This is a genomic window from Phyllobacterium sp. A18/5-2 (assembly GCF_025452215.1).
In the GTDB taxonomy this organism is placed as follows: Bacteria; Pseudomonadota; Alphaproteobacteria; order Rhizobiales; family Rhizobiaceae; genus Phyllobacterium; species Phyllobacterium sophorae.
On the sequence record NZ_CP104966.1, the window covers coordinates 2,981,361 to 3,004,418 of the forward strand.

Sequence of the window (23,058 nt, forward strand, 5' to 3'; positions counted from 1 at the left end):
TGTTTTTTTGCTATACCACCTTGTTCATCGGCGGTTGCTTCCACGTGCCATCGAGAGCTTCAGGTTTCGGCCAATAGAGGCGCATCGCAATGAAAAATCGGCCTTTGGGGGCAGGCAGCCAGTTCGGTTCTTTGTCCGGGCCGGGCGATTCGTTCTGAATATAGAACGTCAGGCCGCCATCGGAGTCCTTTATGAATTGTGGCAGCATCGGCGAATTGAGCAAGTAGCGGTTGATTGGATTGGCCACGAGCAGGCTTGCGGGCAGATCATACATCGTCAGCGACCAGAAGGCATTGACCGGTGGAAGTTGGTCCGGTGCGAAGTGCACGGTATATCTGTTGGTGCCGTCTAGCTTCTCACCATCGGCATCGAGGGCATAGACCGGATACATCGCTTCCTGCTTCGAATTGCCGTAGATGCCGAGTTTGGCCGCCGCCATGCGGTAGAGGTAGTTGTTCTTCAAGTATTCGCGCGTCCCGAAGAGTTCACCGGAGGTCACTTTCCCCGCATCGACTTGCTTCCGTAGATTTTCCAGGTCTGCCCAAGCGTCGGCCATCCCCTGCTTCACCGCGTTTTTCATTTCCGTCGAGAGTGAGCCGGCATCGAAGGTCTTTCCGGCGCCTACTCCAATTTTAGCGAAACGCGCCATCAGTTCGGTCTCGGACGGGTCAGTAGGGCAGAACTGCAGGATAAAATTCAGAATGTTGAAGAATTCGGGCGAGGTTACCACTTCGGCCGGTGTCAGAGGTTTGATGAAATCAACCGTGGGAGCAGCAGGAGGCGCGGGCTGGCCGAGAAACGCCGACAATGGCTGTGCCTTGTAGTCGGACTGGATCTTCTTGACGTTGTCGAGATCATCGGGATTGAAAAGCTGGGTGCGATAACCAGCCAGGACAAGCTCCGTCTCCGAGCGGATAACTTTCTTCACGCCCTTGGGTGTCTCACCTTTCCAGCCAGGCCCGGCGACGAGGAAGCTGCCGCCATCATTGCCGGTTGTGCGGCTGCCGACGTAGTCAAAGTTGAACGTGTAGGCATCGATAAGCTGGATACTGAAATAGCGATCCTTCTCGATCGGAGGTACTGTGAGCACCAAAGGTTCGGCGCGCAGATCCATGCCAACAAATGAGTAAGGTGTGTCTGAATTGGGCGTTTGAATGGCGGTGTCGGCCGGTGTGTACACACGGGGGATGTTGACGATCTGGTTCCATGGTCCCTTGTATTCGGGATTCTTGGTGTCAACGAAATAGCCGTACTGGATACGGTAGCTGTCGACCATCGGGAACCCGTAGATATAGGCATCCTTGGCAATCGCACGGGCTTCCTCGGGACTGGCGCTGGCTTGTGCGCGGGCCGGCGTAATATGCAGGGCCGGGAGCAGGGCAATACCGCCTACGAAGCGTCTTCGTGTCATGGTTGTCATGAATCTGTCCTCCCCCGTTCGCCAGGCAGGGCATTGAACCGAACAACAATTCCCGTGCGTACCGTCATTCTACGCTTTTCGGTCAGTGAATTCGTATTGGAGCGAATGGACAAGTACGTAACTGTTAATTTGGGGAGGTGGCGAAACAAGCCGACCCGACGGCGTGTTCACTAATCGGTTCGTGAGCATCGATGGGAATCGAAGCAAGTTTTCGCAGTGTAGTGATTTAAGACTCTACTGGCGGTATTATTCAAACGAAGCTACCGTTTGACATTGCGCAACGAGCTCACACCGGGGAGGCCAGCCAAATGACCGAAACATTTGTAATTGCACAAGGCGGCGGGCCAACGGCAGTCATAAACCAAACCTTGGTTGGCGCTGCCCTCGAGGCGCGCAAACGCTACCCGCGCTCGCGCGTGCTCGGAGCAAGATACGGTGTACGCGGCATTCGCGACGGCGATCTGGTCGACCTTTCAGCTTTGGACGAGAAGGAGCTTCGAGCTATCGCGGCAACGCCAAGTGCCGCGTTGGGAAGCACTCGCGACAAGCCAGATGCTGCCTATTGCGAAACAATCCTGAAAGGCCTGCGCCAAGCCGGAGCTACAGCGTTTATCTATATCGGTGGAAATGACACCGCCGGGACGCAGCAGATCCTTGCCGAGGCAAGCGGAGGTGACATTGCCTTTGTCCACGCTCCCAAGACGATCGACAATGACCTCGTCGAAAACGACCATACGCCAGGGTTTATATCGGCCGCTGAATTCGTTGCCGGAGCCTTTGTTAGTGTCGATCTGGATTTTCGTGCTCTGCCTGGAATCTATGTGGGTATTGTCATGGGCAGGCATGCGGGCTTCCTGACAGCAGCCGCTGCCGCTTGGCAGTTGGACGGGGACAGCGGCCCCCACCTTGTTTATGTCCCGGAGCGAGCCTTTTCACCCACGCGGTTCGTCGAGGATATACGCGAGGCCATGGACCGGCACGGGCGCTGCATAGTAGCTATGTCCGAAGGTGTCACTGCAGAGGATGGCCGTTCGGTCGTCGAAGGCCTTGTCCCACCTGATCGGCTCGAGCGTGATGCGCATGGCAATGTCCGGCTTTCCGGCGGCGATCTGGGGATGTCGATCGAGCGCCTGATCAACGACGGCTTGCCAGGCATACGGGCACGGGTTGATACATTCGGCTATCTGCCCCGTGGCAACATCAGCACCACGAATGCGACCGATGTGCGTGAAGCATTCGAAGCCGGGGTCTTTGCGGTGGATGCTGCGTCGAGGGGCGGCGGATCGGTGGCGCTACAGCATGAAAACGGGGTCACAGCCCCGCGCCTGGTTGCGCTTGGAAGTGTCGCCGGCAAGACACGCCATTTACCAGCGGACTTTCTCCTGCCGGAAGGCAATCAAGTATCATCGTCCTGCCGGGAATATCTGGAACGTTTGTTGCCCAGACGCTTCGAGCTTGCGAGACCTTTTGTCTAGAGCAAGTTTGCTGCCGGGCGAATTCCCGGCAGATCCTTCCAGCTTCGACGTCGTGGAGAAACATCCGCCTCGCTAACGCCCGCGGCCTTGTCCACGAAATCCAGCCCGCAGAACGACTTCAATTAGATCAAACTGGCTCTGGTTAACAAAACTTTCAGACCCCCAGGGCTTCAGCAGCTGCGATGGCCGACATATTCACAATGCCCCGGGCTGTTACTGTAGGCGCCAGAATATGCGCTGGCCGTTTCGTCCCCATCAAAATGGGGCCAACCACGAGCGCATTGTTCAACTCCGCGAGCAACGTCATGGACACGTTCGACGCTTCTAGCGACGGGAAAATCAACAGGTTTGCCTCGCCCTGAAAGGCTGTGCTGGCCAAGTATCGTTCGCGCAGCGCGCTGTTAATCGCAAGGTCTCCCTGCATTTCTCCTTCAACCAGCAAATCAGGTGCGGCTTGTTTCAGAAGCGAATAGACTGCACGCATCTTTTCCGAGGACGCGCCGTCACGCGAGCCGAAATTTGAATAGCTCAGCAATGCCGCCTTGGCATCGATATTGAAGCGCTTGAGATGATCACGAGCCTGTAAGGCGATCTGGACGATCTCCGCAGCGCTTGGATCGATGTTCATATAGGTGTCAGCAAGGAAGAAAACCCCCTTGGACATGATCAACATGGACAGTGCCGAAAGCTGGGCTGAATCATCGGCCAACCCGATGATAGAACGGATGTCACGAGCGTGTTTGATGAAGCTTCCCTGCAACCCGCAAATCAATGCATCGGCCTCTCCGCGATGAACAGCCAGGGCACCGATCACCGTGGTATTGGTGCGGACAATCGTGCGAGCCGTATCGAGCGTTACACCCTTGCGTCCGACCAGATCGTGAAAGAGGCTGACGTATTCGCGATAGCGCGGATCATCTTCCGGATTGATGATCTCAAAATCGCGCTCGGCTTTGATTGTAAGTCCGAAGCGTTCTATCCGTTGTTCGATGACGGAAGGGCGGCCGATAAGGACAGGCCGGCCGATGGCTTCTTCCAAGATGACTTGGGTGGCGCGCAACACGCGCTCGTCCTCGCCGTCGGCAAACGCAATGCGTTTACCTTGCCCCTGGGCGCGTTCGATCATTGGCTTCATCACCAATCCTGACCGGAATACGAAACGCTTCAGGCTGTCTTGATAGGCGCGCATGTCCTGGACAGGGCGGCGCGACACCCCGCTGTCCATCGCCGCTTGCGCCACTGCGGGGGCAATGCGCAAAATCAAACGCTGATCAAACGGTGACGGAATCAGATAGCCGCTACCGAAAGTGGCCGCCGCCTCACTTCCAAGGGACTCCAGGACCGGTTCGTGCGCCAATTGTGCAATAGCGTAGGCCGCAGCCCGCTTCATGTCGTCGTTGATTGTGGTTGCGCCCGCATCCAGCGCGCCGCGGAAGATAAATGGAAAACACAAAACATTGTTGACTTGATTGGGATAATCGGACCTCCCCGTACAGATCATTGCATCGGGCCGCTCAGCGATGGCCAATTCCGGCATAATTTCCGGAATTGGGTTGGAGAGTGCCAGGATCAATGGATCGCGCGCCATCTCGCGGATCATTTCTGGTTTCAGCGCGCCCGCTGAAGATAGGCCGACATAGATGTCCGCTCCTGCCATGACTTCTGCCAATTCGGTTGCATCCGTGTCCTGGGCAAATGCTCCGCGCCAGCGGTCCACAGAATTTGCCCGCTTCTTGGTAACGATACCCTGTCGGTCTGCCAGATAAATGTTCTCGCGCTGCGCTCCCACTGTCACCAGCATGTTCATACAGGCTATTGCTGCAGCGCCCGCTCCAGACGTGCAGATCTTCACTTGGGCGATGTTTTTTCCAACAAGCTTCATGGCGTTTAAGACAGCCGCGGCGACGATAATTGCAGTGCCGTGCTGGTCGTCGTGGAACACAGGAATGTTCATCCGCGCCCGCAGGTTCTCTTCTATGTCGAAGCAATCCGGGGCTTTGATGTCCTCGAGATTGATGCCGCCGAAACTTGGTTCAAGCGGTGCCACGATCTCGACGAATTTCTTGGGGTCGCTTTCGTTAACTTCGATATCGATGCTGTCGATTCCTGCGAACTTTTTGAAAAGGACGGCCTTGCCTTCCATAACTGGCTTGCTGGCCAACGCCCCGATATTGCCCAGACCCAGTACGGCTGTGCCGTTGGAGATAACCGCCACCAGATTGCCCTTGGACGTATAAGCGTAAGCCTTTTCCGGATCCGCCGCGATTTCTTCGCATGGTGCGGCGACCCCTGGCGAATAGGCCAGGGCAAGGTCGCGCGCATTGGCTAATGGCTTGCTCGGATTGATCTCAAGTTTGCCCGGTTTTGGATGTTGATGGAAATGCAGCGCAGCGTTACGCAGACTCGCTTTCGGATCCTGTGACAAGATAGTTCACTCCTGTTTTACTGGGCTTTGCTGACGTTGCCTTGCTCATGCCCGCTGGAAGTAAGGTTGGCACCGCGTCGATATTTTCAGATTTTGCGTCTCCCATGAACAATTTTGTCGTCACCCCAAGATCAACGTTCCAACCGCGTTCCATCGGATCAAAATAACGATTTGTCATCTGCTCAAATACCCCGCAATGGCAGCAAAACTATCATACCGATTCCATCTTGACTTTGCCGGGCCTCATCTGGCGTATCGCTGCGGTTCGAGATCTGACTCGTGAGAACTCTCTCTCGCCAGATAGAGTAAGCGATATCAACCAATTCCGCGAATATAATACTTCTAGAGGTCCTCGAACGGTCTGAGTGATCCAACCGTGTCAACAATGGCGCGCTGGTGGCCTTGCCACCCACATCCATGATGCTATGGCCGTAAAGCCAACATTTGTGGCCGTAGCTCAGACTCTTTGTGGAGTCCATGGCGCAGAACGCTCATGTTATGAGATGCACCAAGCGAGCGAGATGCAGCACTGTCGGGAAAGGCGCTGCGCACGATCGATGACGGGCAATTTATCCCGGTTGTTCAATCATGAAAGACACCTGGATGATTGGTGGTCAGGTTTTTCGCATTCACAGTGGGCAGCACATTGGCGGGGGCGCATCTATAGGGGCGGCGAGCTCAACGCGACCTGGACGGCCGCAAGCTGCTCGGTTGATATCCCGTAGAAAATGTAGGCTCCGAGAATCGTAACAAACGCAATCGCGATAATTATAGCATCGTCATTCATACCAATAACCCTCTTATTGATCTCATGAAGTTAGCAAATCGATGTCCGATTGAATGCACATCATCATGGGCTAACCTTCCGGGGTGAATTGTTCCGACCTCGAGGTAAGCGCCGTCGCATTGCGTCAGAAGCGGCTAATTTGGTGAGAAGAGGCTTGGCCCGCCATTGAGAACGGACCAAGCTCTGAGAGCGGCCAGGAACCTCAAGTGGCTGTGAGTGCCATGGCCGCTTGGCCGGCGGCCGAATACCAAGTGCAAAGTTTCGACCTGGGCCTTATCGAGGCACCAATCATCTACTTGCCCAAAACTGATTGGCTATCCCTCGGCTGAATGGATATATTCAGCGTACCTAAACGATTTTTATTGAGAACAAGTTCCGTGCAATCGAGAGAATTTATCTGGACGCGCTGATCTGGCGCGATCATTCGCTCTGCCCGGGGCATTGCCGCTGCAGAGATCTGGTGGAACCTGATTGAGGTGACTATCTCACTTGCGAACCTGACTCCACCGTCTGACCAAATATACGAGCGTTCCTGTCCACGCGATCGCTGTAATCATCGTCAATATGAGTGCAAAGTGGCTGTTCATCAGTACATCCCTTTTGAAAAAATGAGGCTCGATGTGGGCAACCCGAGGAGGGAAAACCGAACCTCCCAGCTGGATGATGGTTTCCGAATCACGCAATTTTCTCGCCATCAAACACAGCAGTCAAACTCATTCCAGCACGGTTGGTTCATTATCCAATGTGTTTTGCGCGGGGAGGATGCCACATTTGGATTCCACCGAAACTGGAGGTTGCTTACCCGATTAGATCTCCAAGTTCAATTCAGCGGCACGTATTTTCGCCAATCGTGCTCCTCTCGGAATCCGAGGACCTCGCGCGTCTTGCGGTTGGATAGGGGCGCTTCGTATTCATCAAGCTCTCGCCGGATCGGTACACCTGGGCAATATTTTGCGAGAAACTCCTGGGTGGGCATCGTTGCCGTGATTGTGTCGTTGACCGCGTTAAAGACCTGAAAACCCAAACCGTCCTTACGGATCGCCAAATCCACGATCTGGCCGAGATCGCGAGCGTCGATATAGCTCCAGGCATTGCGTTTGCGCGACATGGGGTCGGCTAGAAAACCGGGAAAGCGGTCATATTCATGGGGTTCGATCACATTGCCGATACGCAGCGCATAGATATCTGCACCTGTCCGCATGGCAAAGGCGCGGGCGGTCTTTTCGTTCACCAGCTTGGACAGGCCGTAGCTGTCCATCGGGTCGATATCGTAGTCTTCCTCCAACGGAAAATGATGAAAATCCTTGTCGCCTTCAGCAAAGCAGACACCGTAGGTTGTCTCGCTCGACGCAATGATGATCTTTTTGATCCTGAGCTTAACTGCAGCCTCAATGACATTATAGGTCCCCATTGTATTAACCCGGAACGTCTCGTTATCGGGTTTGATGAGAACGCGTGGCACTGCCGCAAAATGCACGACTGCGTCGATCGGCGCTGGACCGTTCCCGGTTTCGAAGCCGTCGAAGCCGAAATGACTCGACAGGGCATTGAACATCTCACCGCTGTCAGCGATGTCGGCAATGAGCGTGTTGACACCAGCACAGTTGAGCGGAACGAGATCAACGTTCAGGACGTCGTATCCTCGCTCGACAAGATAGGCGACGACGTGGCGGCCGGCTTTGCCTGCGCCACCGGTGAAAACGATCCGCTTCTTCATTGCAATTCTCCTTGAACCCAAAATTTCTGACTTCCCTCCGATACGGGCAAATGCGTGCGCGGAAAGAACGCGGAGCCTCAATCGCTTTGGCGGAACTTACGCAGCCGATCGAACAGCACTGCAAGCAGGATAGCTCCGCCAATAAAGCAGCCTTGCCAGAAGGCATTGATGCCGAGCAAACCGAGACTGTTGCGGATCACTTCGATCAGTGCCGCGCCGACGAGTGCACCGAAAGCTGTACCCACGCCACCCGCCAGTGCGGCCCCGCCAATAACGGCCGCGGCGATGACCTGGAGTTCCAGGCCTGCGCCGATATTGGTTGTAATCGCGCCAAGCCATCCGGTTTGAATAATGCCGGCAATGCCCGCTGAAAGAGAAGAGATCATGTAAACGGCGACCTTGATTGGGCGAACAGGAACGCCGGTAAGCGTTGCAGCATGCTCGTTGCCGCCGATCGCGTACACATGGCGGCCGAATTTGGTCCAGCGCAGGACAAATCCGGTGAGTAGCGCCAGCACAATCATGTAGAGCACAGGGTTCGCGATGCCGAAAAGCCAGGCACCGCCGCCGAGTGATAGAAGCTTGTTGTGATCGGGTCCGAACTCGAACACCACAGTGTTGCCGGAAGCGACCATCGCCAGGCTTCGCGCGATCGACAACATGCCCAGTGTCACCACAAATGGTGGCATCCCAACATAGGCGATCAAGACGCCGTGAAAGGCACCGATGAGGAGGGCTGTGCCGATCGAGGCAGCGATGCCGACTTCGATGCTGTAACCGGCATGCATGACAACCCCGAGAATCATGCTGCAAAGACAAAGTACAGAGCCGACCGAGAGATCGATGCCTCCCGTTATGATTACGAGGGTCATGCCGAGTGCTATGATTGCAACGAATGTAACATTGCGGGTTATGTTATAGAGGTTCTTCGTTGTCGCGAAGGAGTCGGTAGCAAACGAGAGGAAAATGCATGCAAGGACGACAGCGACCAGAACCCAGAACGTCTGGCTACTCAGTTTTTCCGAAAGCCAGCTCTGCTGCTTGTGACTGATCGTCTGATCAAGTGTGATTGCCATTGTCGACCTTCGATTCTTTCCAGATTCCCACGAACACCACCGATTATACCACCTGCTCGATGGCTCCGGTGATGAGCCCCGTTACTTCTTCGGGCGAGCTTGCTGCAATTCTTTTGTCGGCGACTTTCCTGCCTCGCCGCATCACGATGACACGGTCAGCAACGTCAAAGACGTCGGGCATGCGGTGGCTGATGAGGACGACGGCGATGCCTTGGTCGCGAAGGTGCCGGATCAAATTCAGTACCTCGGCGATCTGGCGTACGGAAATCGCCGCTGTTGGCTCATCCATCAACACAATCTTTGCCTCGGACAGCCTGGTGCGGGCGATCGCCACCGCTTGCCTCTGGCCGCCCGACATCTGTTTGACAAGGTCGCGCGGCCGGGTCTCGGACTTTAGTTCAGCGAAAATCTGGCCGGCCCGCCTGTACATGGTGGCATAGTCTAGAATCCGGAAGGGCCCAAAGCCCCGCCTGAGTTCCCGACCGAGGAAAACATTGGCTGCTGCGGTGAGATTGTTACACAGCGCCAGGTCCTGATAGACGATCTCGATGCCATGTTGGCGCGCCTCCACAGGCTTGTGAAGGTTGAGTTCGGCGCCATCCATGCGCATTGTGCCATGGCTGGGGCGAAAGTTCCCGGCGATCATTTTTACGAGCGTCGATTTTCCGGCGCCGTTATCGCCCATGAGGCCCACCACTTCGCCCGCTTCGATCGAAAGTGAAACATCACTTACAGCTTGGATGGCGCCGAAATGTTTCGAAATATTGCTGAGTTCGAGAACCGCCACAGTCTACGTGCCTCCACTTGCATGCTCGCTGTCATCCGCCGACGTCCACGCGTCAAATGCATATGTTATCGCGATCCCGCTTTCCGATCTCCTCCCGGAACGCGGGGGGCGCGTTTGAGCCGAGCATCAATCAAGTTTCAGGTGAATTCAAGTCCTTTGCCACTATAAATCGTTTTATATGATAAATACCCGTTGACGGGCGAACTTCGCCGATATTAGCTAGGTCCGGGAGGAGGAGGATCCTTGTCACCCGCGCGGTAGGCAAGGTCGGGAAATGCCCGATCGTATTGATTTTCAAGCCTCGCATCCGCGCGCTCGGCCACCGGTTCCGTCTTGAACTGGATGGACAATAGCATGGCCGTGCCCTTTTGGGCTGGCAAACCGGACTATGAACTGGAAATGCTGATCGACCCGGCCCGCGATAATGCGAGGGGTGCAGAACGACCTCGTGCTGTTTAGTATCCTGGTTGATCCTGTGTGACGGGCACGCCGTGTCCGTCTGTTTCAAGGGAGGAACAAATGAGGAAATCATTACTACTCGTCGCCGCCGCTGCTCTGGCGTTAGGCGCCGGACCTGCTCTGGCCAAAAAACAGCTTGTCATCGTCGTGAAGGGTCTCGACAATCCGTTCTTCGAGGCAATTCACCAGGGTTGTGAGAAGTGGAACACCGAAAACGCCAGCTCGGAATACGAGTGCTTCTACACGGGCCCCGCATCGACCTCTGATGAGGCTGGAGAGGCGCAGATCGTGCAGGATGTGCTCGGTAAGGCCGACACTGCAGCGATCGCCATCTCACCATCGAACGCGAAGCTGATCGCTCAGACCATCAAGACGGCTAATCCGACGGTTCCGGTGATGACGTTGGATGCCGATCTCGCGGCTGAAGACTCAGCGCTCCGCAAGACTTACCTCGGCACCGACAACTATCTGATGGGCTTCAAGATCGGTGAGTATATCAAGAAGGGCAAGCCTAAGGGGGCACGATCTGCACGATCGAAGGCAATCCTGGTGCCGACAATATCTTGCGCCGCGCGCAGGGCATGCGCGATGCATTGACCGGTCAAAAGGGGTTGGCCGAGCTGAAGGGTGAGGGCGGCTGGACCGAAGTTGCGGGCTGCCCCGTCTTCACTAATGACGACGGTGCAAAGGGTGTTCAGGCAATGACTGACATTCTTGCAGCCAATCCGAAACTGGACGCCTTCGGGATCATGGGTGGTTGGCCGCTGTTTGGTGCGCCCCAGCCTTATCGCGATCTGTTCAAACCGATGGCCGAAAAGATCGCCAGCAACGAGTTCGTGATCGGAGCCGCTGACACGATCGGCGATGAGGTTGCGATCGCCAAGGAGGGCCTGGTGACTGCTTTGGTCGGGCAGCGGCCATTCGAGATGGGTTATAAGGCTCCCTCAGTCATGATCGACCTCATCGAGGGCAAGACCGTTGAGGATCCGGTTTTCACCGGCCTTGACGAATGCACCAAGGACACTGTTGATACCTGCATTCAGAAATAATTTTTGATTACGGAGCGCCCGCTAACGGGCGCTCCTTCACGGCGTGTCGCTGTCGGCTTGCCAACGTCGAAGCAACCGAATGTCTGCAGTGTGTCTGCCGGAGTTGGCAACGCTGCACGGTGAGATATTGTGTAAGGAAGCCCAGATGTCCGGCGAGACCAACCTGACAAAGCTTCTGGCCTCCATGCGACCACGGCTGCAAAATGGCATCTATGTCTTTGCATCGCTGCCACACGCCGTTGCACTCCCCAGTGGTCTTGAACCGGTTATGACTTTCCGGGAGGCAGAGGGGCGAACACTCATCCTGGAGGAGAATGCTGCGAAGCTTGCTGGGATGGATGGGCTGTTTCGCTGCCGGATGATAACGTTAGACATCCACTCTTCGCTTGATGCCGTCGGCTTCATGGCTGTCATAACCAATCGTCTTGCGGCTGCCGGGATGGGCGTTAATCCCGTGTCCGCGTTCTACCATGATCATCTCTTTGTCCCTGCCGATCGGGCGGAAGAAGCTGTCCGGATTCTCGAACAATTCGCCGATGAGGCGGGTGCATAGAGAAACCCCAGGCGACACGCTGCGTTGCTCCTGCGCGCTGAAGAGGGGTCAGCGCCTTAGCCTCGAACCACTTGCGGGGGTTTTGAACGTCGCTGCCTTTCGCGAGTCGGACGGTGCATAACCGGGCAATCACTCCATTCACGTCGCCGCAGTGCGGACGCGGATCTTCTCCCGTCTAAATCGTTTATAGGACCGAATGTCGCAGCCAGAAATGGCTATCCGCAGCCCATCAGAAGCGTGACGCACATTAATATCGTTCTAAAAAGGAATTCGGGGCCGTTTTATCGCCAAAACAGGGAAAAAATGCAGATTTTAGCGGGTTTTGCGCAATGGGAATTGGGAATGGTGAAGGATTATGAGTGTTTTTGCGGCGATTGTTGCACTTGCGCGCATGGCGCTAACGCGCTAACGCTCGCCCCATCGTGCCAACTTCCAAGATGGTGCGATCTGTCGCGTATTGGTGGCAGTCATGTGCATAACATGGCATTCTTGTCAGCCTAAGTTCACAGGGCGGAAAAAGACGGATCATGAACGAGCTATTAAGTTCCTACCTGCCCATCGTTATCTTCGTAGGGGTAGCGCTGGTAATCGGTCTGGCACTGTTGGTTGCGCCTTTTCTGGTCGCATACAGTGCGCCGGACGCGGAGAAATTGTCGGCCTATGAGTGCGGCTTCAATGCCTTTGACGACGCTCGCATGAAGTTCGATGTTCGCTTCTATCTCGTTTCGATCCTGTTCATCATCTTCGACCTCGAAGTGGCTTTCCTGTTCCCGTGGGCAATCTCTTTCGGAAAGATAGGCTGGTTCGGATTTTGGTCGATGATGGCTTTCCTGGGCGTTCTGACGATCGGCTTCATCTATGAATGGAAAAAGGGAGCGCTGGAATGGGATTGATCGACGGTAACACCACCCTCGTTGCACCAAAGCCCAAGGGCATTCTAGACCCCAGCACCGGCAAGCCCATCGGTTCGGACGATGCCTTCTTCGGCGAGATCAACAATGAGCTCGCTGACAAGGGATTTCTCGTTACCTCGGCTGATGCACTGGTTACCTGGGCGCGTACCGGATCATTGATGTGGATGACGTTCGGTCTCGCATGCTGCGCTGTGGAGATGATGCACACATCCATGCCGCGTTATGATGGCGAACGCTTTGGCTTTGCACCGCGCGCCTCACCGCGCCAATCGGATGTCATGATTGTGGCGGGCACACTGACCAACAAGATGGCGCCGGCACTGCGCAAGGTTTACGACCAGATGCCGGAGCCGCGCTATGTGATCTCCATGGGCTCCTGCGCCAATGGGGGTGGTTACTACCATTATTCCTATTCAGTGGTCCGTGGCTGCGATCGCGTCGTGCCTGTCGATATTTATGTGCCGGGCTGCCCGCCGACCGCGGAAGCGCTTTTGTATGGCGTGTTGATGTTGCAGAAGAAAATTCGCCGCACCGGCACGATCGAGCGATAGGACAAGGGCGATGTTTGAAGAAGCATTGAGCGAACTTTCCAGTTATCTCAACGAGAAGCCTGGCCTGACATTCAAGTCGGTCGAGATTGCCTATGGTGAACTGACGGTCGAGGTTGAAGCGACCGATCTTATCGATACGCTGACTTTCCTGCGAGACGACGTGCAGTGCCAGTTCATTTCACTGATCGACATCAGTGGAGTGGATTATCCGTCCCGCGTTCAACGTTTTGATGTGGTCTACCATCTCCTCTCGCCGCGTCAGAATTTACGCATCTGCGTCAAGGTCGCGACTGACGAGGACACACCCGTTCCATCCGCGACGCCAGTTTACCCCGGCGCCGACTGGTACGAGCGCGAGACCTACGATCTGTATGGCGTATTGTTTTCAGGTCATCCGGACCTTCGCCGGATCCTGACCGATTACGGTTTCGAAGGTCATCCGCTGCGCAAGGACTTTCCGCTTACCGGTTTTGTTGAGGTTCGCTATGACGATGAGGTCAAGCGTGTCGTTTATGAGCCAGTTGAGTTGAGACAGGAATTCCGCAACTTCGATTTCCAGTCTCCCTGGGAAGGCACGGATTATGTGCTGCCGGGTGATGAGAAAGCCAAGGCAAATTGAGCGCGCTGATGATAATTTACGCACCTCGCCGGGAAATGACCCATGACTGAACACAGCGTCCGCAATTTCAACATTAACTTCGGCCCGCAACATCCCGCAGCGCATGGTGTTTTGCGTCTTGTGCTGGAGCTTGATGGTGAGGTCGTCGAACGTGTGGATCCGCACATCGGTCTCCTGCACCGCGGCACCGAAAAGTTGATGGAGGCCAAGACCTATTTGCAGGCTGTGCCCTATCTTGACCGTCTCGACTATGTTGCGCCGATGAATCAGGAGCATGCCTACGCGCTTGCGGTCGAGCGCCTGCTCGGCCTCGAAGTGCCGAAGCGCGGCCAGCTCATCCGCGTTCTTTTCTCTGAAATTGGCCGGATCCTTTCGCATTTGCTCAACGTGACCACCCAAGCCATGGACGTCGGTGCGTTGACGCCGCCGCTCTGGGGGTTCGAAGAGCGCGAAAAGCTGATGGTGTTCTATGAGCGCGCTTGCGGCGCCCGCATGCACGCTGCCTATTTTCGTCCGGGCGGAGTACATCAGGATCTTCCAGATCAACTGATCGAAGACATTGGGAAATGGTGCGATCCATTCTTGCAAACGGTCAAGAACCTTGACGATTTGATCACTCCGAACCGCATTTTTAAACAGCGCAATGTCGATATCGGCGTCGTCAAGCTCGACGACGCCTGGGCTTGGGGTTTCTCCGGCGTCATGGTGCGCGGTTCGGGTGCCGCATGGGATTTGCGCAAGTCGCAACCCTATGAATGCTATTCGGAAATGGAATTCGACATTCCGATCGGCAAGAATGGCGATTGTTATGATCGTTACCTGATCCGCATGGAAGAAATGCGCCAGTCCGTTCGCATCATGCGCCAGTGCGTTGATCAGTTGCTTGGCAAAGAGCGGGTAGGGCCTGTCTCCAACACCTCTGCCAAGATCGTTCCGCCGAAGCGCGGCGAGATGAAGCGGTCGATGGAAGCGTTGATCCATCACTTCAAGCTCTACACCGAAGGCTATCATGTGCCGGCCGGTGAAGTGTACGCGGCCGTTGAAGCGCCGAAGGGCGAATTCGGGGTGTTCCTCGTTTCCGATGGATCGAACAAGCCTTACCGCGTGAAACTGCGCGCGCCAGGCTTTGCCCATCTTCAGGCCATGGATTTCATGTGCCGTGGTCACATGCTAGCCGACGTCTCCGCCGTCCTCGGCTCGCTCGATATCGTTTTTGGTGAGGTTGATCGCTAATGTCCGTCCGTCGTCTCGCAGAAGATAGCGTCCAGCCAGCGGCGTTTGCATTCAATCGCGAAAACAGCGTTTGGGCGAAGCAGGCTATTAAGAAATATCCCAAGGGCCGCGAACAGTCTGCGGTCATCCCGTTGTTGATGCGCGCGCAGGAGCAGGATGGCTGGGTCACAAAGGCTGCGATCGAACACGTAGCAACCATTCTCGACATGCCCATGATCCGGGTTCTCGAGGTTGCGACTTTCTACACACAGTTTCAGCTTAAGCCGGTTGGAACTCGGGCACATATCCAGATCTGCGGCACCACCCCATGCATGCTTCGCGGTGCGGAAGATCTGAAGAGGGTCTGCCAGCACAAGATCCATCACGACCCCTTCCACACCAACGAGGCTGGTACGCTCTCATGGGAAGAGGTCGAATGCCTCGGCGCCTGCGTTAATGCTCCTATGGTCATGGTGTTCAAGGACACCTATGAGGATCTGACGCCGGAGCGCCTCGAAGAAATCATCGATGCATTCGAGGCCGGAAACGGTGCTTCTGTTCCTGTCGGACCGCAGGTAGATCGCCATTTCTCGGCGCCGCAAGGCGAATTGACTTCACTCAATGAGGGCAATGGTTCGGCCAAGCCGAAGCGTGCCGCCAAGAGTGGCGGTTCTGAAGCTGCAAACATCCCGCCGTCGAACGCCGCCAGACCGGTGACGCATGACGCTGCGACCAGTCCCGCGATCAAATCGCCGTCCAACGTGAAGGCAACCAAGGCTTCCGAAGATGCGGCTTCGAGATCCTGCTGCCAAAGCGCCAGCCGTTGCGCGGACCATCAAGAACCCGCCGATCGTCGACGGCTCCCTCTCGGAAAAGCCGCCGATACAGGCAGTCGAGGCTCCCGGAAAGGTTGTGTCGCTTGACGACAAGAACCGTCCAGCTGCAATTGAGAAACCGGCTGTCGCCGATGATCTGAAGCTGATTTCCGGCGTCGGTCCGAAGATAGAGGTCATTCTGCACGAACTCGGTATTTATACCTACGCGCAAGTCGCAGCCTGGAAAAAGGTCGAACGCGAGTGGGTCGACAGTTATCTGAACTTCAAGGGCCGCATTGAACGTGACGACTGGGTCAAGCAAGCCAAGGCCTTGGCCAAGGGCGGCGAAGCGGAATACATCAGGGTTTTCGGCAAGAAGCCGAGATAGAATGAATTAGCGGATGCAGATCGTGCATCCGCTGAAGAATGGACGAAGAGAGTAGGACCGGTGCGAAATGCTCGCTGACAAAGACCGCATCTTCACCAATATTTACGGCCTCAAGGACAAGTCCTTGAAGGGCGCGATGAGCCGTGGCCAATGGGATGGCACCAAGCAGATCCTTGAAAAGGGTCGCGATTGGATCATCAACGAGATGAAGGCGTCGGGCCTGCGCGGGCGCGGCGGCGCCGGCTTCCCGACAGGCCTCAAATGGTCCTTCATGCCCAAGGAAAGCGACGGCCGTCCGCATTATCTCGTCATCAACGCCGACGAGATCGGAGCCGGGCACCTGCAAGGACCGCGATATCATGCGCCACGATCCGCACACGCTGATCGAAGGCTGCCTGATTGCCGGTTTCGCCATGGGCGCCAACACTTGCTACATCTATGTGCGCGGCGAGTATATTCGTGAGCGTGAAGCACTGCAGGCTGCGATCGACGAGTGCTACGATGCCGGTCTTCTCGGCAAGAACAACAAGAACGGTTGGGACTACGACATCTTTGTCCATCACGGCGCCGGAGCATACATTTGCGGTGAGGAAACAGCGCTGCTCGAAAGCCTCGAGGGCAAGAAAGGCCAGCCACGCCTGAAGCCGCCATTCCCCGCGAATATGGGCCTCTACGGTTGCCCGACGACTGTGAACAATGTCGAGTCTGTTGCAGTGGCTCCTACCATTCTTCGTCGTGGCGCGGCATGGTTCTCGAGTATTGGCCGCCCAAATAATGTCGGCACCAAGCTCTTCATGATTTCCGGCCACGTTAATCGTCCATGCACGGTCGAAGATGCCATGGGTATTCCGTTCCGTGAATTGATCGAGAGGCACGCCGGGGGCATTCGCGGCGGTTGGGACAATCTGCTGGCGGTTATTCCGGGCGGCGCTTCCTGTCCGGTCGTGACTGCGGCGGACATAATGGATTGTCCGATGGATTTTGACGGGCTGCGCGGCGTCAAGTCGTCCTTCGGAACGGCAGCCGTTATCGTCATGGATAAGTCGACTGATATTGTCCGCGCAATTGCGCGCCTTTCCTATTTCTTCAAGCATGAGAGCTGCGGCCAGTGTACGCCTTGCCGTGAAGGGACAGGCTGGATGTGGCGCGTCATGGAGCGCATGGTGACGGGCAACGCCCAGAAGCGCGAAATCGATATGCTGCTTGACGTTACGAAGCAAATCGAGGGCCACACGATTTGCGCACTTGGGGATGCTGCCGCTTGGCCAGTTCAGGGGCTCATCAGGAACTTCCGCCCGGAGATCGAACGCCGGATCGATGAGTTCTCGCGTAACGCTGCATCAAGTCCTGTGCTTGAAGCTGCCGAATAGGTTGAAGAGGTCATGACTGACAACGGAAACAAACAATTGGGCGCGGATTGGGCGGCTTTGATGCCGAAACAGGTCATTCCGGCTGCCAATCTGCTTACGCCCCAGTTCGGTGCGGCAGCAGCTGTTTCCGTGTTGGGCCTTGGCATCGCCAGCCAGCTGTGGGGGCTCTGGGCTGGTGCGATAGCTGGCGCTCTTGACGCGCATACCAAGTTGAATCCCGTGGGAAATGGGGAAAACGCTGCCGTTCCGCAGATCACGGGCGACGTGGATGCATTGAAGACAATTATTCGAAAGAAGGCTGCGCCCATTTCACCAAAGACTGTTGATGCCCAGGCAACGCAGGTGAAGGCGCCAATCGTGCCAAACGTTCGTCCGGAAACAGCCGAAACCGCGAAAAAGTCTGACGATCTGAAGCGTATTTCCGGTGTCGGTCCCAAGCTCGTAAGCGTGCTGAACAACATGGGCGTTCACACCTTTGCGCAGATTGCGGCCTGGACTGCCGACGATATCGCCAAGGTCGACGATCGGCTGAAGTTCGGCGGACGCATCTTGCGTGACGACTGGGTCGGACAGGCAAGGGCGCTTGCTGGGGGCAAGTAAAAATTAGGTGACGCGTCGGTTTAATGACGCGGATGATTGAAGGTGTTTCGGCAACAGAGCGGAAATGCCAGATGAAATGCGGAATGTTCCGCGAGGTTGGACAGACGATGGCAAAGATCAAAGTCGACGGTAAGGAAATCGAGGTACCGGATCACTACACGCTTCTGCAAGCTGCAGAAACGGCGGGTGCCGAAGTGCCGCGGTTCTGTTTCCATGAGCGTTTGTCGATCGCCGGCAATTGCCGGATGTGCCTCATCGAGGTGAAGGGTGGACCACCCAAGCCGGCAGCATCCTGCGCCATGGGTGTTCGCGATTTGCGCCCTGGTCCGAATGGCGAAACACCAGAGATTTTCACCAACACGCCGATGGTCAAGAAGGCGCGCGAAGGTGTAATGGAATTCCTGCTAATCAACCATCCACTGGATTGTCCGATTTGCGATCAGGGCGGCGAGTGCGATCTGCAGGATCAGGCGATGGCGTTCGGTGTGGATTCGTCGCGCTACAAGGAAAACAAGCGCGCCGTCGAAGACAAATATATAGGACCGCTGGTCAAGACCATCATGACGCGCTGTATTCATTGCACACGCTGCGTCCGATTCACAACGGAGGTCGCCGGCATTTCCGAGCTTGGCCTGATTGGCCGCGGCGAAGATGCAGAGATCACCACCTACCTGGAACATGCGATGACGTCGGAGTTGCAGGGCAACGTGATCGACCTTTGCCCGGTTGGCGCGCTGACCTCAAAGCCTTATGCATTTCAGGCTCGTCCCTGGGAGCTGAACAAGACGGAATCCATCGACGTGATGGACGCCGTCGGATCCGCCATCCGCGTCGACACGCGAGGCCGTGAAGTGATGCGGATTCTGCCGCGCGTCAACGAACAGGTGAACGAGGAATGGATTTCCGACAAGACACGTTTCATCTGGGATGGTCTGCGTACGCAGCGACTTGATCGCCCCTATATTCGCAAGGATGGCCGCCTTGTCGCCGCAACCTGGCCGGAGGCCTTTGACGCCATCAAAGACGCTGTCGCCAAGACCAAGGGTGACAAGATCGGCGCGATCGCCGGCGACCTGGCCACCGTCGAGGAAATGTATGCGCTGAAGGCATTGATGACGTCGCTTGGCTCGACCAATATCGATGCGCGTCAGGACGGATCTGTCCTCAATACTGCCAATGGCCGCGCATCCTATATCTTCAATCCGACTATTGACGGCATTGAGCAGGCGGATGCAATCCTGATCGTTGGCTCAGATCCGCGTTTTGAAGCGTCTCTGCTCAATGCCCGTATCCGTAAGCGCTGGCGCGCCGCCGGGACGCCAATCGCAGTGATCGGCGAACAGGCCGATCTGCGTTACAAGTATGAATACCTTGGAAGCGGAGCCGAGACCTTGGCAGAGCTTGCCAGTGGCTCAGTGAAATTCCTGTCCGTATTGAAGAAAGCCAAGAACCCGATGATCGTTATCGGGCAGGGTGCTTTGTCCCGTGTCGACAGTTCCGCGGTACTTGGTCTTGCGGCGAAGATCGCTGCCGATACCGAAGCTCTCGGCGGCGAGTGGAATGGTTTTGGCGTCGTTCATACGGCCGCCAGCCGCGTCGGTGCTCTGGATATCGGCTTTGTGCCGGGTGCCGGCGGCAAGACGGTTGCCGAAATGAAGGGCAAGCTTGAGGTTTTGTTCTTGCTGGGCGCCGACGAACTCGATTGGCCGAAAAAAGACAAGGCCTTTACTGTCTATATCGGCACGCATGGCGATCAGGGTGCGCACAACGCCGATGTGATCTTGCCGGGTGCGACTTATACGGAAAAGTCCGGCACCTTCGTTAACACGGAGGGCCGTGTGCAAATGACCAATCGTGCCGGTTTCGCACCGGGCAATGCCAAAGAGGATTGGGCGATTCTGCGGGCCCTGTCGGATGTGCTCAACAAGAAATTGCCATTCGACTCTCTGGCGGCCTTGCGCTCGGCCCTCTATGCGGAGTATCCGCATCTCGCCGTGATCGACTCGATCGAGGCCGGCGATCCTGCCGACATCAAGAAGCTGGCCAATGCATCTGGCTCCGTTGAAAAAACGGCCTTTGTATCTCCGGTCAAGGATTTCTATTTGACCAACCCGATCGCGCGCGCCTCGGCCGTCATGGCCGAATGTTCAGCGCTCGCCAAGGGCGGCTTCAAGCAGGCGGCCGAGTAAGCGGGGAAAAGACTGATATGGAACAAATTTTCGCAACCTACATCCTGCCGCTGCTGATTATCCTCGGAAAATCGGTGCTGATGCTAGTAGTGATGTTGCTCATCATAGCTTACCTGCTTCTGGCAGATCGCAAGATTTGGGCGGCCGTGCAGTTGCGTCGCGGCCCGAACGTCGTGGGTCCCTTCGGGTTGCTCCAGTCCTTCGCCGATCTTCTGAAGTTCGTTGTCAAGGAACCGATCATTCCTTCCGGCGCCAACAAGGGTATTTTCCTCCTTGCTCCTCTGGTTTCCTCGGTTCTGGCAATGGCGGCATGGGCGGTCATCCCGGTTAATGAAGGCTGGGCGGTTGCTAACGTCAATGTTGGTATTCTCTATGTGCTCGCCATTTCCTCGCTGGAAGTCTACGGCGTGATCATGGCCGGCTGGGCCTCGAACTCCAAGTACCCGTTTCTCGGTGCATTGCGTTCTGCTGCGCAGATGGTGTCCTACGAAGTCTCCATTGGCTTCGTTATTGTCACCGTATTGCTCTGCGTTGGGTCGTTGAACTTGACCGACATTGTCACATCCCAGACCGACGGCCTTGGCACGATGATTGGCTTGCCAAATTCGTTCCTCGATTGGCATTGGCTCGGCCTTTTCCCGATGTTCATCATCTTCTTCATCTCGGCACTGGCAGAAACCAACCGTCCCCCCTTCGATCTTGTGGAAGCTGAATCGGAACTGGTTGCGGGTCACATGATCGAATATTCGTCGACCGCGTTCCTGCTGTTCTTCCTTGGTGAATATGTAGCCATCACGCTGATGTGCGCTTTGACCACCATTCTGTTTCTCGGTGGCTGGCTACCGCCGGTCGATGTATGGTTCCTGAACTGGGTACCCGGAGTTATCTGGTTCCTGCTTAAGCTTTTCCTGTGCTTCTTCATGTTCGCCATGGTGAAGGCATTCGTTCCGCGCTACCGCTACGACCAGTTGATGCGTCTGGGCTGGAAAGTGTTCCTGCCGATTTCGATCTTCATGGTCATCGCGACCGCGGCCTTCCTCAAAATCACCGGCCTCACGCCGTAAGGAGAACCAGCATGGCACAACTCGCACAAGCTGCTAAGTCGCTCCTGCTTCTGGAATTCGTCGGCGCGTTTTTCTTGTCGATGCGCCAGTTCTTTGCGCCGAAGGCGACTTTGAACTATCCGTTTGAGAAAGGCCCGCTTAGCCCGCGCTTTCGTGGTGAGCATGCGTTGCGCCGTTATCCCAACGGCGAGGAGCGTTGCATCGCCTGCAAGCTCTGCGAAGCGATTTGCCCGGCGCAGGCAATCACCATTGAGGCTGGACCGCGCCGCAACGACGGAACACGCCGCACGGTGCGTTACGACATTGACATGGTGAAGTGCATTTATTGCGGCTTTTGCCAGGAAGCTTGCCCGGTCGATGCGATCGTCGAAGGACCGAACTTCGAGTTCGCCACGGAAACCCGGGAAGAACTTTACTATGACAAGGAACGGCTTCTCGCCAACGGCGATCGTTGGGAGCGGGAACTGGCCCGCAACATCGCCATGGATGCGCCGTACCGATAAGGATTGAGTGCGCGCTTGTGTCCTTCGTTCGGTTCTTCTACCGGACGGGAACATGCGCTAAGAGGCAGCGAATGCGCGGAATACCCATGCATCGCTCTAGAAATGGCAGGACGACCTGCCGGATTGGAAATCGGGGGAACCCATGCTGACAGGTATCGCGGCGGCGTTTTTTTACCTCTTCGCCTTCATAACCGTCGCCAGTGCGTTCATGGTGATTGCGGCGCGCAATCCCGTGCATTCCGTGCTGTTCTTGATCCTTGCATTCTTTAATGCAGCGGGATTGTTCCTTCTAACTGGCGCCGAATTCCTGGCGATGATCCTTCTCGTCGTCTATGTCGGCGCGGTTGCGGTCCTCTTCCTCTTCGTCGTGATGATGCTGGACGTCGATTTTGCAGAACTGAAGAGTGGTGCCCTGCAATATGCGCCGATCGGTGCGCTTGTCGGTCTGATACTCGCCGCTGAGCTGATCGTTGTTCTGGGCGGATCGGTATTCGCACCAAGGCTCGGAACTGTGGCTTTCCAGCCAACCCCTGATGTGGCGACGCGCACCAACACGGCTGCGCTCGGTGATATTCTTTATACGGACTACATCTACTTCTTCCAGATCGCCGGTCTCGTGCTTCTGGTTGCGATGATCGGCGCGATCGTTCTAACACTCCGCCACAAGCCGAACATCAAGCGACAGAACGTTTCGGAGCAGGTTGCTCGCACGCCTGCGACAGCTATTGAAGTCAAACAGGTTGAAACAGGCAAGGGCCTGACAGAGGTGTCATGATGGAAATCGGTATTGCACATTATCTCACTGTTTCCGCCCTGCTGTTTACCCTTGGGATCTTCGGCATCTTTCTCAACAGGAAGAACGTGATCGTCATTTTGATGTCGGTTGAATTGATCCTGCTCGCAGTCAACCTGAACTTTGTAGCGTTCTCCGCTGCTCTCGGTGATTTGGTCGGGCAGATCTTCGCGTTGTTTGTCCTGACCGTTGCCGCCGCAGAGGCAGCGATCGGTCTTGCTATTCTCGTCGTGTTCTACCGCAATCGGGGGTCGATTGCCGTGGAAGACGTCAACATGATGAAAGGTTGACG

The 23,058-nt window shown here is 55.9% G+C and carries 18 protein-coding genes and 3 pseudogenes; 15 read left to right on the forward strand and 6 right to left on the reverse strand.

What is annotated here, in order from left to right:
* Positions 1-10: 10 nt before the first annotated feature.
* Complete coding sequence (locus tag N8E89_RS14860) at positions 11-1,420, reverse strand: DUF1254 domain-containing protein (RefSeq protein ID WP_410010315.1); 1,410 nt, start codon at positions 1,418-1,420, stop codon at positions 11-13.
* A 308-nt stretch (positions 1,421-1,728) separates the two neighbouring features.
* Between N8E89_RS14860 and N8E89_RS14865 the strand changes: the two genes are divergently transcribed.
* Complete coding sequence (locus tag N8E89_RS14865) at positions 1,729-2,895, forward strand: diphosphate--fructose-6-phosphate 1-phosphotransferase (RefSeq protein WP_112759909.1); 1,167 nt, start codon at positions 1,729-1,731, stop codon at positions 2,893-2,895.
* 154 nt (positions 2,896-3,049) lie between these two features.
* Here N8E89_RS14865 and N8E89_RS14870 read toward each other — a convergent pair whose 3' ends face one another.
* The 5 genes from N8E89_RS14870 to N8E89_RS14890 form a co-directional block, all read right to left on the reverse strand.
* Positions 3,050-5,320, reverse strand: a complete 2,271-nt coding sequence (locus N8E89_RS14870; RefSeq protein WP_170117044.1) for an NADP-dependent malic enzyme — start codon at positions 5,318-5,320, stop codon at positions 3,050-3,052.
* Entirely contained in the window at positions 5,289-5,498 is a 210-nt protein-coding gene (locus N8E89_RS14875) for a hypothetical protein (RefSeq protein ID WP_112759908.1), read from the reverse strand. The genes N8E89_RS14870 and N8E89_RS14875 overlap by 32 nt, the downstream gene beginning before the upstream one ends.
* Positions 5,499-6,927: 1,429 nt before the next feature.
* Complete coding sequence (locus N8E89_RS14880) at positions 6,928-7,824, reverse strand: NAD-dependent epimerase/dehydratase family protein (protein ID WP_262260371.1); 897 nt, start codon at positions 7,822-7,824, stop codon at positions 6,928-6,930.
* A 77-nt stretch (positions 7,825-7,901) separates the two neighbouring features.
* On the reverse strand, positions 7,902-8,900 hold the full coding sequence (locus tag N8E89_RS14885; protein WP_262260373.1) for an ABC transporter permease: 999 nt from the start codon (positions 8,898-8,900) through the stop codon (positions 7,902-7,904).
* A 43-nt stretch (positions 8,901-8,943) separates the two neighbouring features.
* Positions 8,944-9,687, reverse strand: a complete 744-nt coding sequence (locus N8E89_RS14890; protein WP_106665028.1) for an ATP-binding cassette domain-containing protein — start codon at positions 9,685-9,687, stop codon at positions 8,944-8,946.
* A gap of 519 nt (positions 9,688-10,206) precedes the next feature.
* Between N8E89_RS14890 and N8E89_RS14895 the strand changes: the two are divergent.
* The 14 genes and pseudogenes from N8E89_RS14895 (at position 10,207) to nuoK (ending at position 23,056) form a co-directional block, all read left to right on the forward strand.
* A pseudogene (locus N8E89_RS14895) lies at positions 10,207-11,195 on the forward strand (substrate-binding domain-containing protein).
* A 145-nt stretch (positions 11,196-11,340) separates the two neighbouring features.
* A complete protein-coding gene (locus tag N8E89_RS14900) occupies positions 11,341-11,748 on the forward strand; it encodes an ACT domain-containing protein (RefSeq protein ID WP_106665030.1) in 408 nt (135 codons plus the stop codon).
* 527 nt (positions 11,749-12,275) lie between these two features.
* Positions 12,276-12,641, forward strand: a complete 366-nt coding sequence (locus N8E89_RS14905; protein WP_106665031.1) for an NADH-quinone oxidoreductase subunit A — start codon at positions 12,276-12,278, stop codon at positions 12,639-12,641.
* Complete coding sequence (locus N8E89_RS14910; protein WP_106665032.1) at positions 12,632-13,213, forward strand: NuoB/complex I 20 kDa subunit family protein; 582 nt, start codon at positions 12,632-12,634, stop codon at positions 13,211-13,213. The genes N8E89_RS14905 and N8E89_RS14910 overlap by 10 nt, the downstream gene beginning before the upstream one ends.
* A 10-nt stretch (positions 13,214-13,223) precedes the next feature.
* Entirely contained in the window at positions 13,224-13,832 is a 609-nt protein-coding gene (locus N8E89_RS14915; RefSeq protein WP_106665033.1) for an NADH-quinone oxidoreductase subunit C, read from the forward strand.
* Positions 13,833-13,874: 42 nt separating this feature from the next.
* Positions 13,875-15,065, forward strand: a complete 1,191-nt coding sequence (locus N8E89_RS14920) for an NADH-quinone oxidoreductase subunit D (RefSeq protein WP_112759904.1) — start codon at positions 13,875-13,877, stop codon at positions 15,063-15,065.
* Positions 15,065-16,247, forward strand: a pseudogene (locus N8E89_RS14925) (NADH-quinone oxidoreductase subunit E). The gene N8E89_RS14920 and the pseudogene N8E89_RS14925 overlap by 1 nt, the downstream one beginning before the upstream one ends.
* 67 nt (positions 16,248-16,314) lie before the next feature.
* Positions 16,315-17,617 (forward strand): annotated as a pseudogene (gene nuoF / locus N8E89_RS14930) (NADH-quinone oxidoreductase subunit NuoF).
* Between the two features lie 12 nt (positions 17,618-17,629).
* Entirely contained in the window at positions 17,630-18,217 is a 588-nt protein-coding gene (locus N8E89_RS14935) for a helix-hairpin-helix domain-containing protein (protein ID WP_106665037.1), read from the forward strand.
* A gap of 107 nt (positions 18,218-18,324) precedes the next feature.
* Complete coding sequence (nuoG, locus tag N8E89_RS14940; RefSeq protein WP_262260377.1) at positions 18,325-20,406, forward strand: NADH-quinone oxidoreductase subunit NuoG; 2,082 nt, start codon at positions 18,325-18,327, stop codon at positions 20,404-20,406.
* A 17-nt stretch (positions 20,407-20,423) separates the two neighbouring features.
* The gene (nuoH, locus tag N8E89_RS14945) at positions 20,424-21,470 is read left to right on the forward strand and encodes an NADH-quinone oxidoreductase subunit NuoH (protein WP_106665038.1); all 1,047 of its coding nucleotides are present in this window, start codon (positions 20,424-20,426) and stop codon (positions 21,468-21,470) included.
* 11 nt (positions 21,471-21,481) lie between these two features.
* Complete coding sequence (gene nuoI, locus N8E89_RS14950) at positions 21,482-21,973, forward strand: NADH-quinone oxidoreductase subunit NuoI (RefSeq protein ID WP_106665039.1); 492 nt, start codon at positions 21,482-21,484, stop codon at positions 21,971-21,973.
* A 142-nt stretch (positions 21,974-22,115) separates the two neighbouring features.
* On the forward strand, positions 22,116-22,748 hold the full coding sequence (locus N8E89_RS14955) for an NADH-quinone oxidoreductase subunit J (RefSeq protein WP_262260381.1): 633 nt from the start codon (positions 22,116-22,118) through the stop codon (positions 22,746-22,748).
* Positions 22,748-23,056, forward strand: coding sequence for an NADH-quinone oxidoreductase subunit NuoK (gene nuoK, locus N8E89_RS14960; RefSeq protein WP_099999304.1), 309 nt, complete (start codon positions 22,748-22,750; stop codon positions 23,054-23,056). Before N8E89_RS14955 ends, nuoK begins: the two co-directional genes overlap by 1 nt.
* Positions 23,057-23,058: the final 2 nt, after the last annotated feature.

Bases quoted from the DNA above. Each gene is read 5' to 3' on its own strand.
- N8E89_RS14860 (WP_410010315.1), bottom strand. From the start codon at position 1,420: ATGACAACCATGACACGAAGACGCTTCGTAGGCGGTATTGCCCTGCTC.
- N8E89_RS14865 (WP_112759909.1), top strand. From the start codon at position 1,729: ATGACCGAAACATTTGTAATTGCACAAGGCGGCGGGCCAACGGCAGTC.
- N8E89_RS14875 (WP_112759908.1), bottom strand. From the start codon at position 5,498: ATGACAAATCGTTATTTTGATCCGATGGAACGCGGTTGGAACGTTGAT.
- N8E89_RS14880 (WP_262260371.1), bottom strand. From the start codon at position 7,824: ATGAAGAAGCGGATCGTTTTCACCGGTGGCGCAGGCAAAGCCGGCCGC.
- N8E89_RS14885 (WP_262260373.1), bottom strand. From the start codon at position 8,900: ATGGCAATCACACTTGATCAGACGATCAGTCACAAGCAGCAGAGCTGG.
- N8E89_RS14900 (WP_106665030.1), top strand. From the start codon at position 11,341: ATGTCCGGCGAGACCAACCTGACAAAGCTTCTGGCCTCCATGCGACCA.
- N8E89_RS14905 (WP_106665031.1), top strand. From the start codon at position 12,276: ATGAACGAGCTATTAAGTTCCTACCTGCCCATCGTTATCTTCGTAGGG.
- N8E89_RS14910 (WP_106665032.1), top strand. From the start codon at position 12,632: ATGGGATTGATCGACGGTAACACCACCCTCGTTGCACCAAAGCCCAAG.
- N8E89_RS14915 (WP_106665033.1), top strand. From the start codon at position 13,224: ATGTTTGAAGAAGCATTGAGCGAACTTTCCAGTTATCTCAACGAGAAG.
- N8E89_RS14920 (WP_112759904.1), top strand. From the start codon at position 13,875: ATGACTGAACACAGCGTCCGCAATTTCAACATTAACTTCGGCCCGCAA.
- N8E89_RS14935 (WP_106665037.1), top strand. From the start codon at position 17,630: ATGACTGACAACGGAAACAAACAATTGGGCGCGGATTGGGCGGCTTTG.
- nuoG (WP_262260377.1), top strand. From the start codon at position 18,325: ATGGCAAAGATCAAAGTCGACGGTAAGGAAATCGAGGTACCGGATCAC.
- nuoH (WP_106665038.1), top strand. From the start codon at position 20,424: ATGGAACAAATTTTCGCAACCTACATCCTGCCGCTGCTGATTATCCTC.
- nuoI (WP_106665039.1), top strand. From the start codon at position 21,482: ATGGCACAACTCGCACAAGCTGCTAAGTCGCTCCTGCTTCTGGAATTC.
- N8E89_RS14955 (WP_262260381.1), top strand. From the start codon at position 22,116: ATGCTGACAGGTATCGCGGCGGCGTTTTTTTACCTCTTCGCCTTCATA.
- nuoK (WP_099999304.1), top strand. From the start codon at position 22,748: ATGGAAATCGGTATTGCACATTATCTCACTGTTTCCGCCCTGCTGTTT.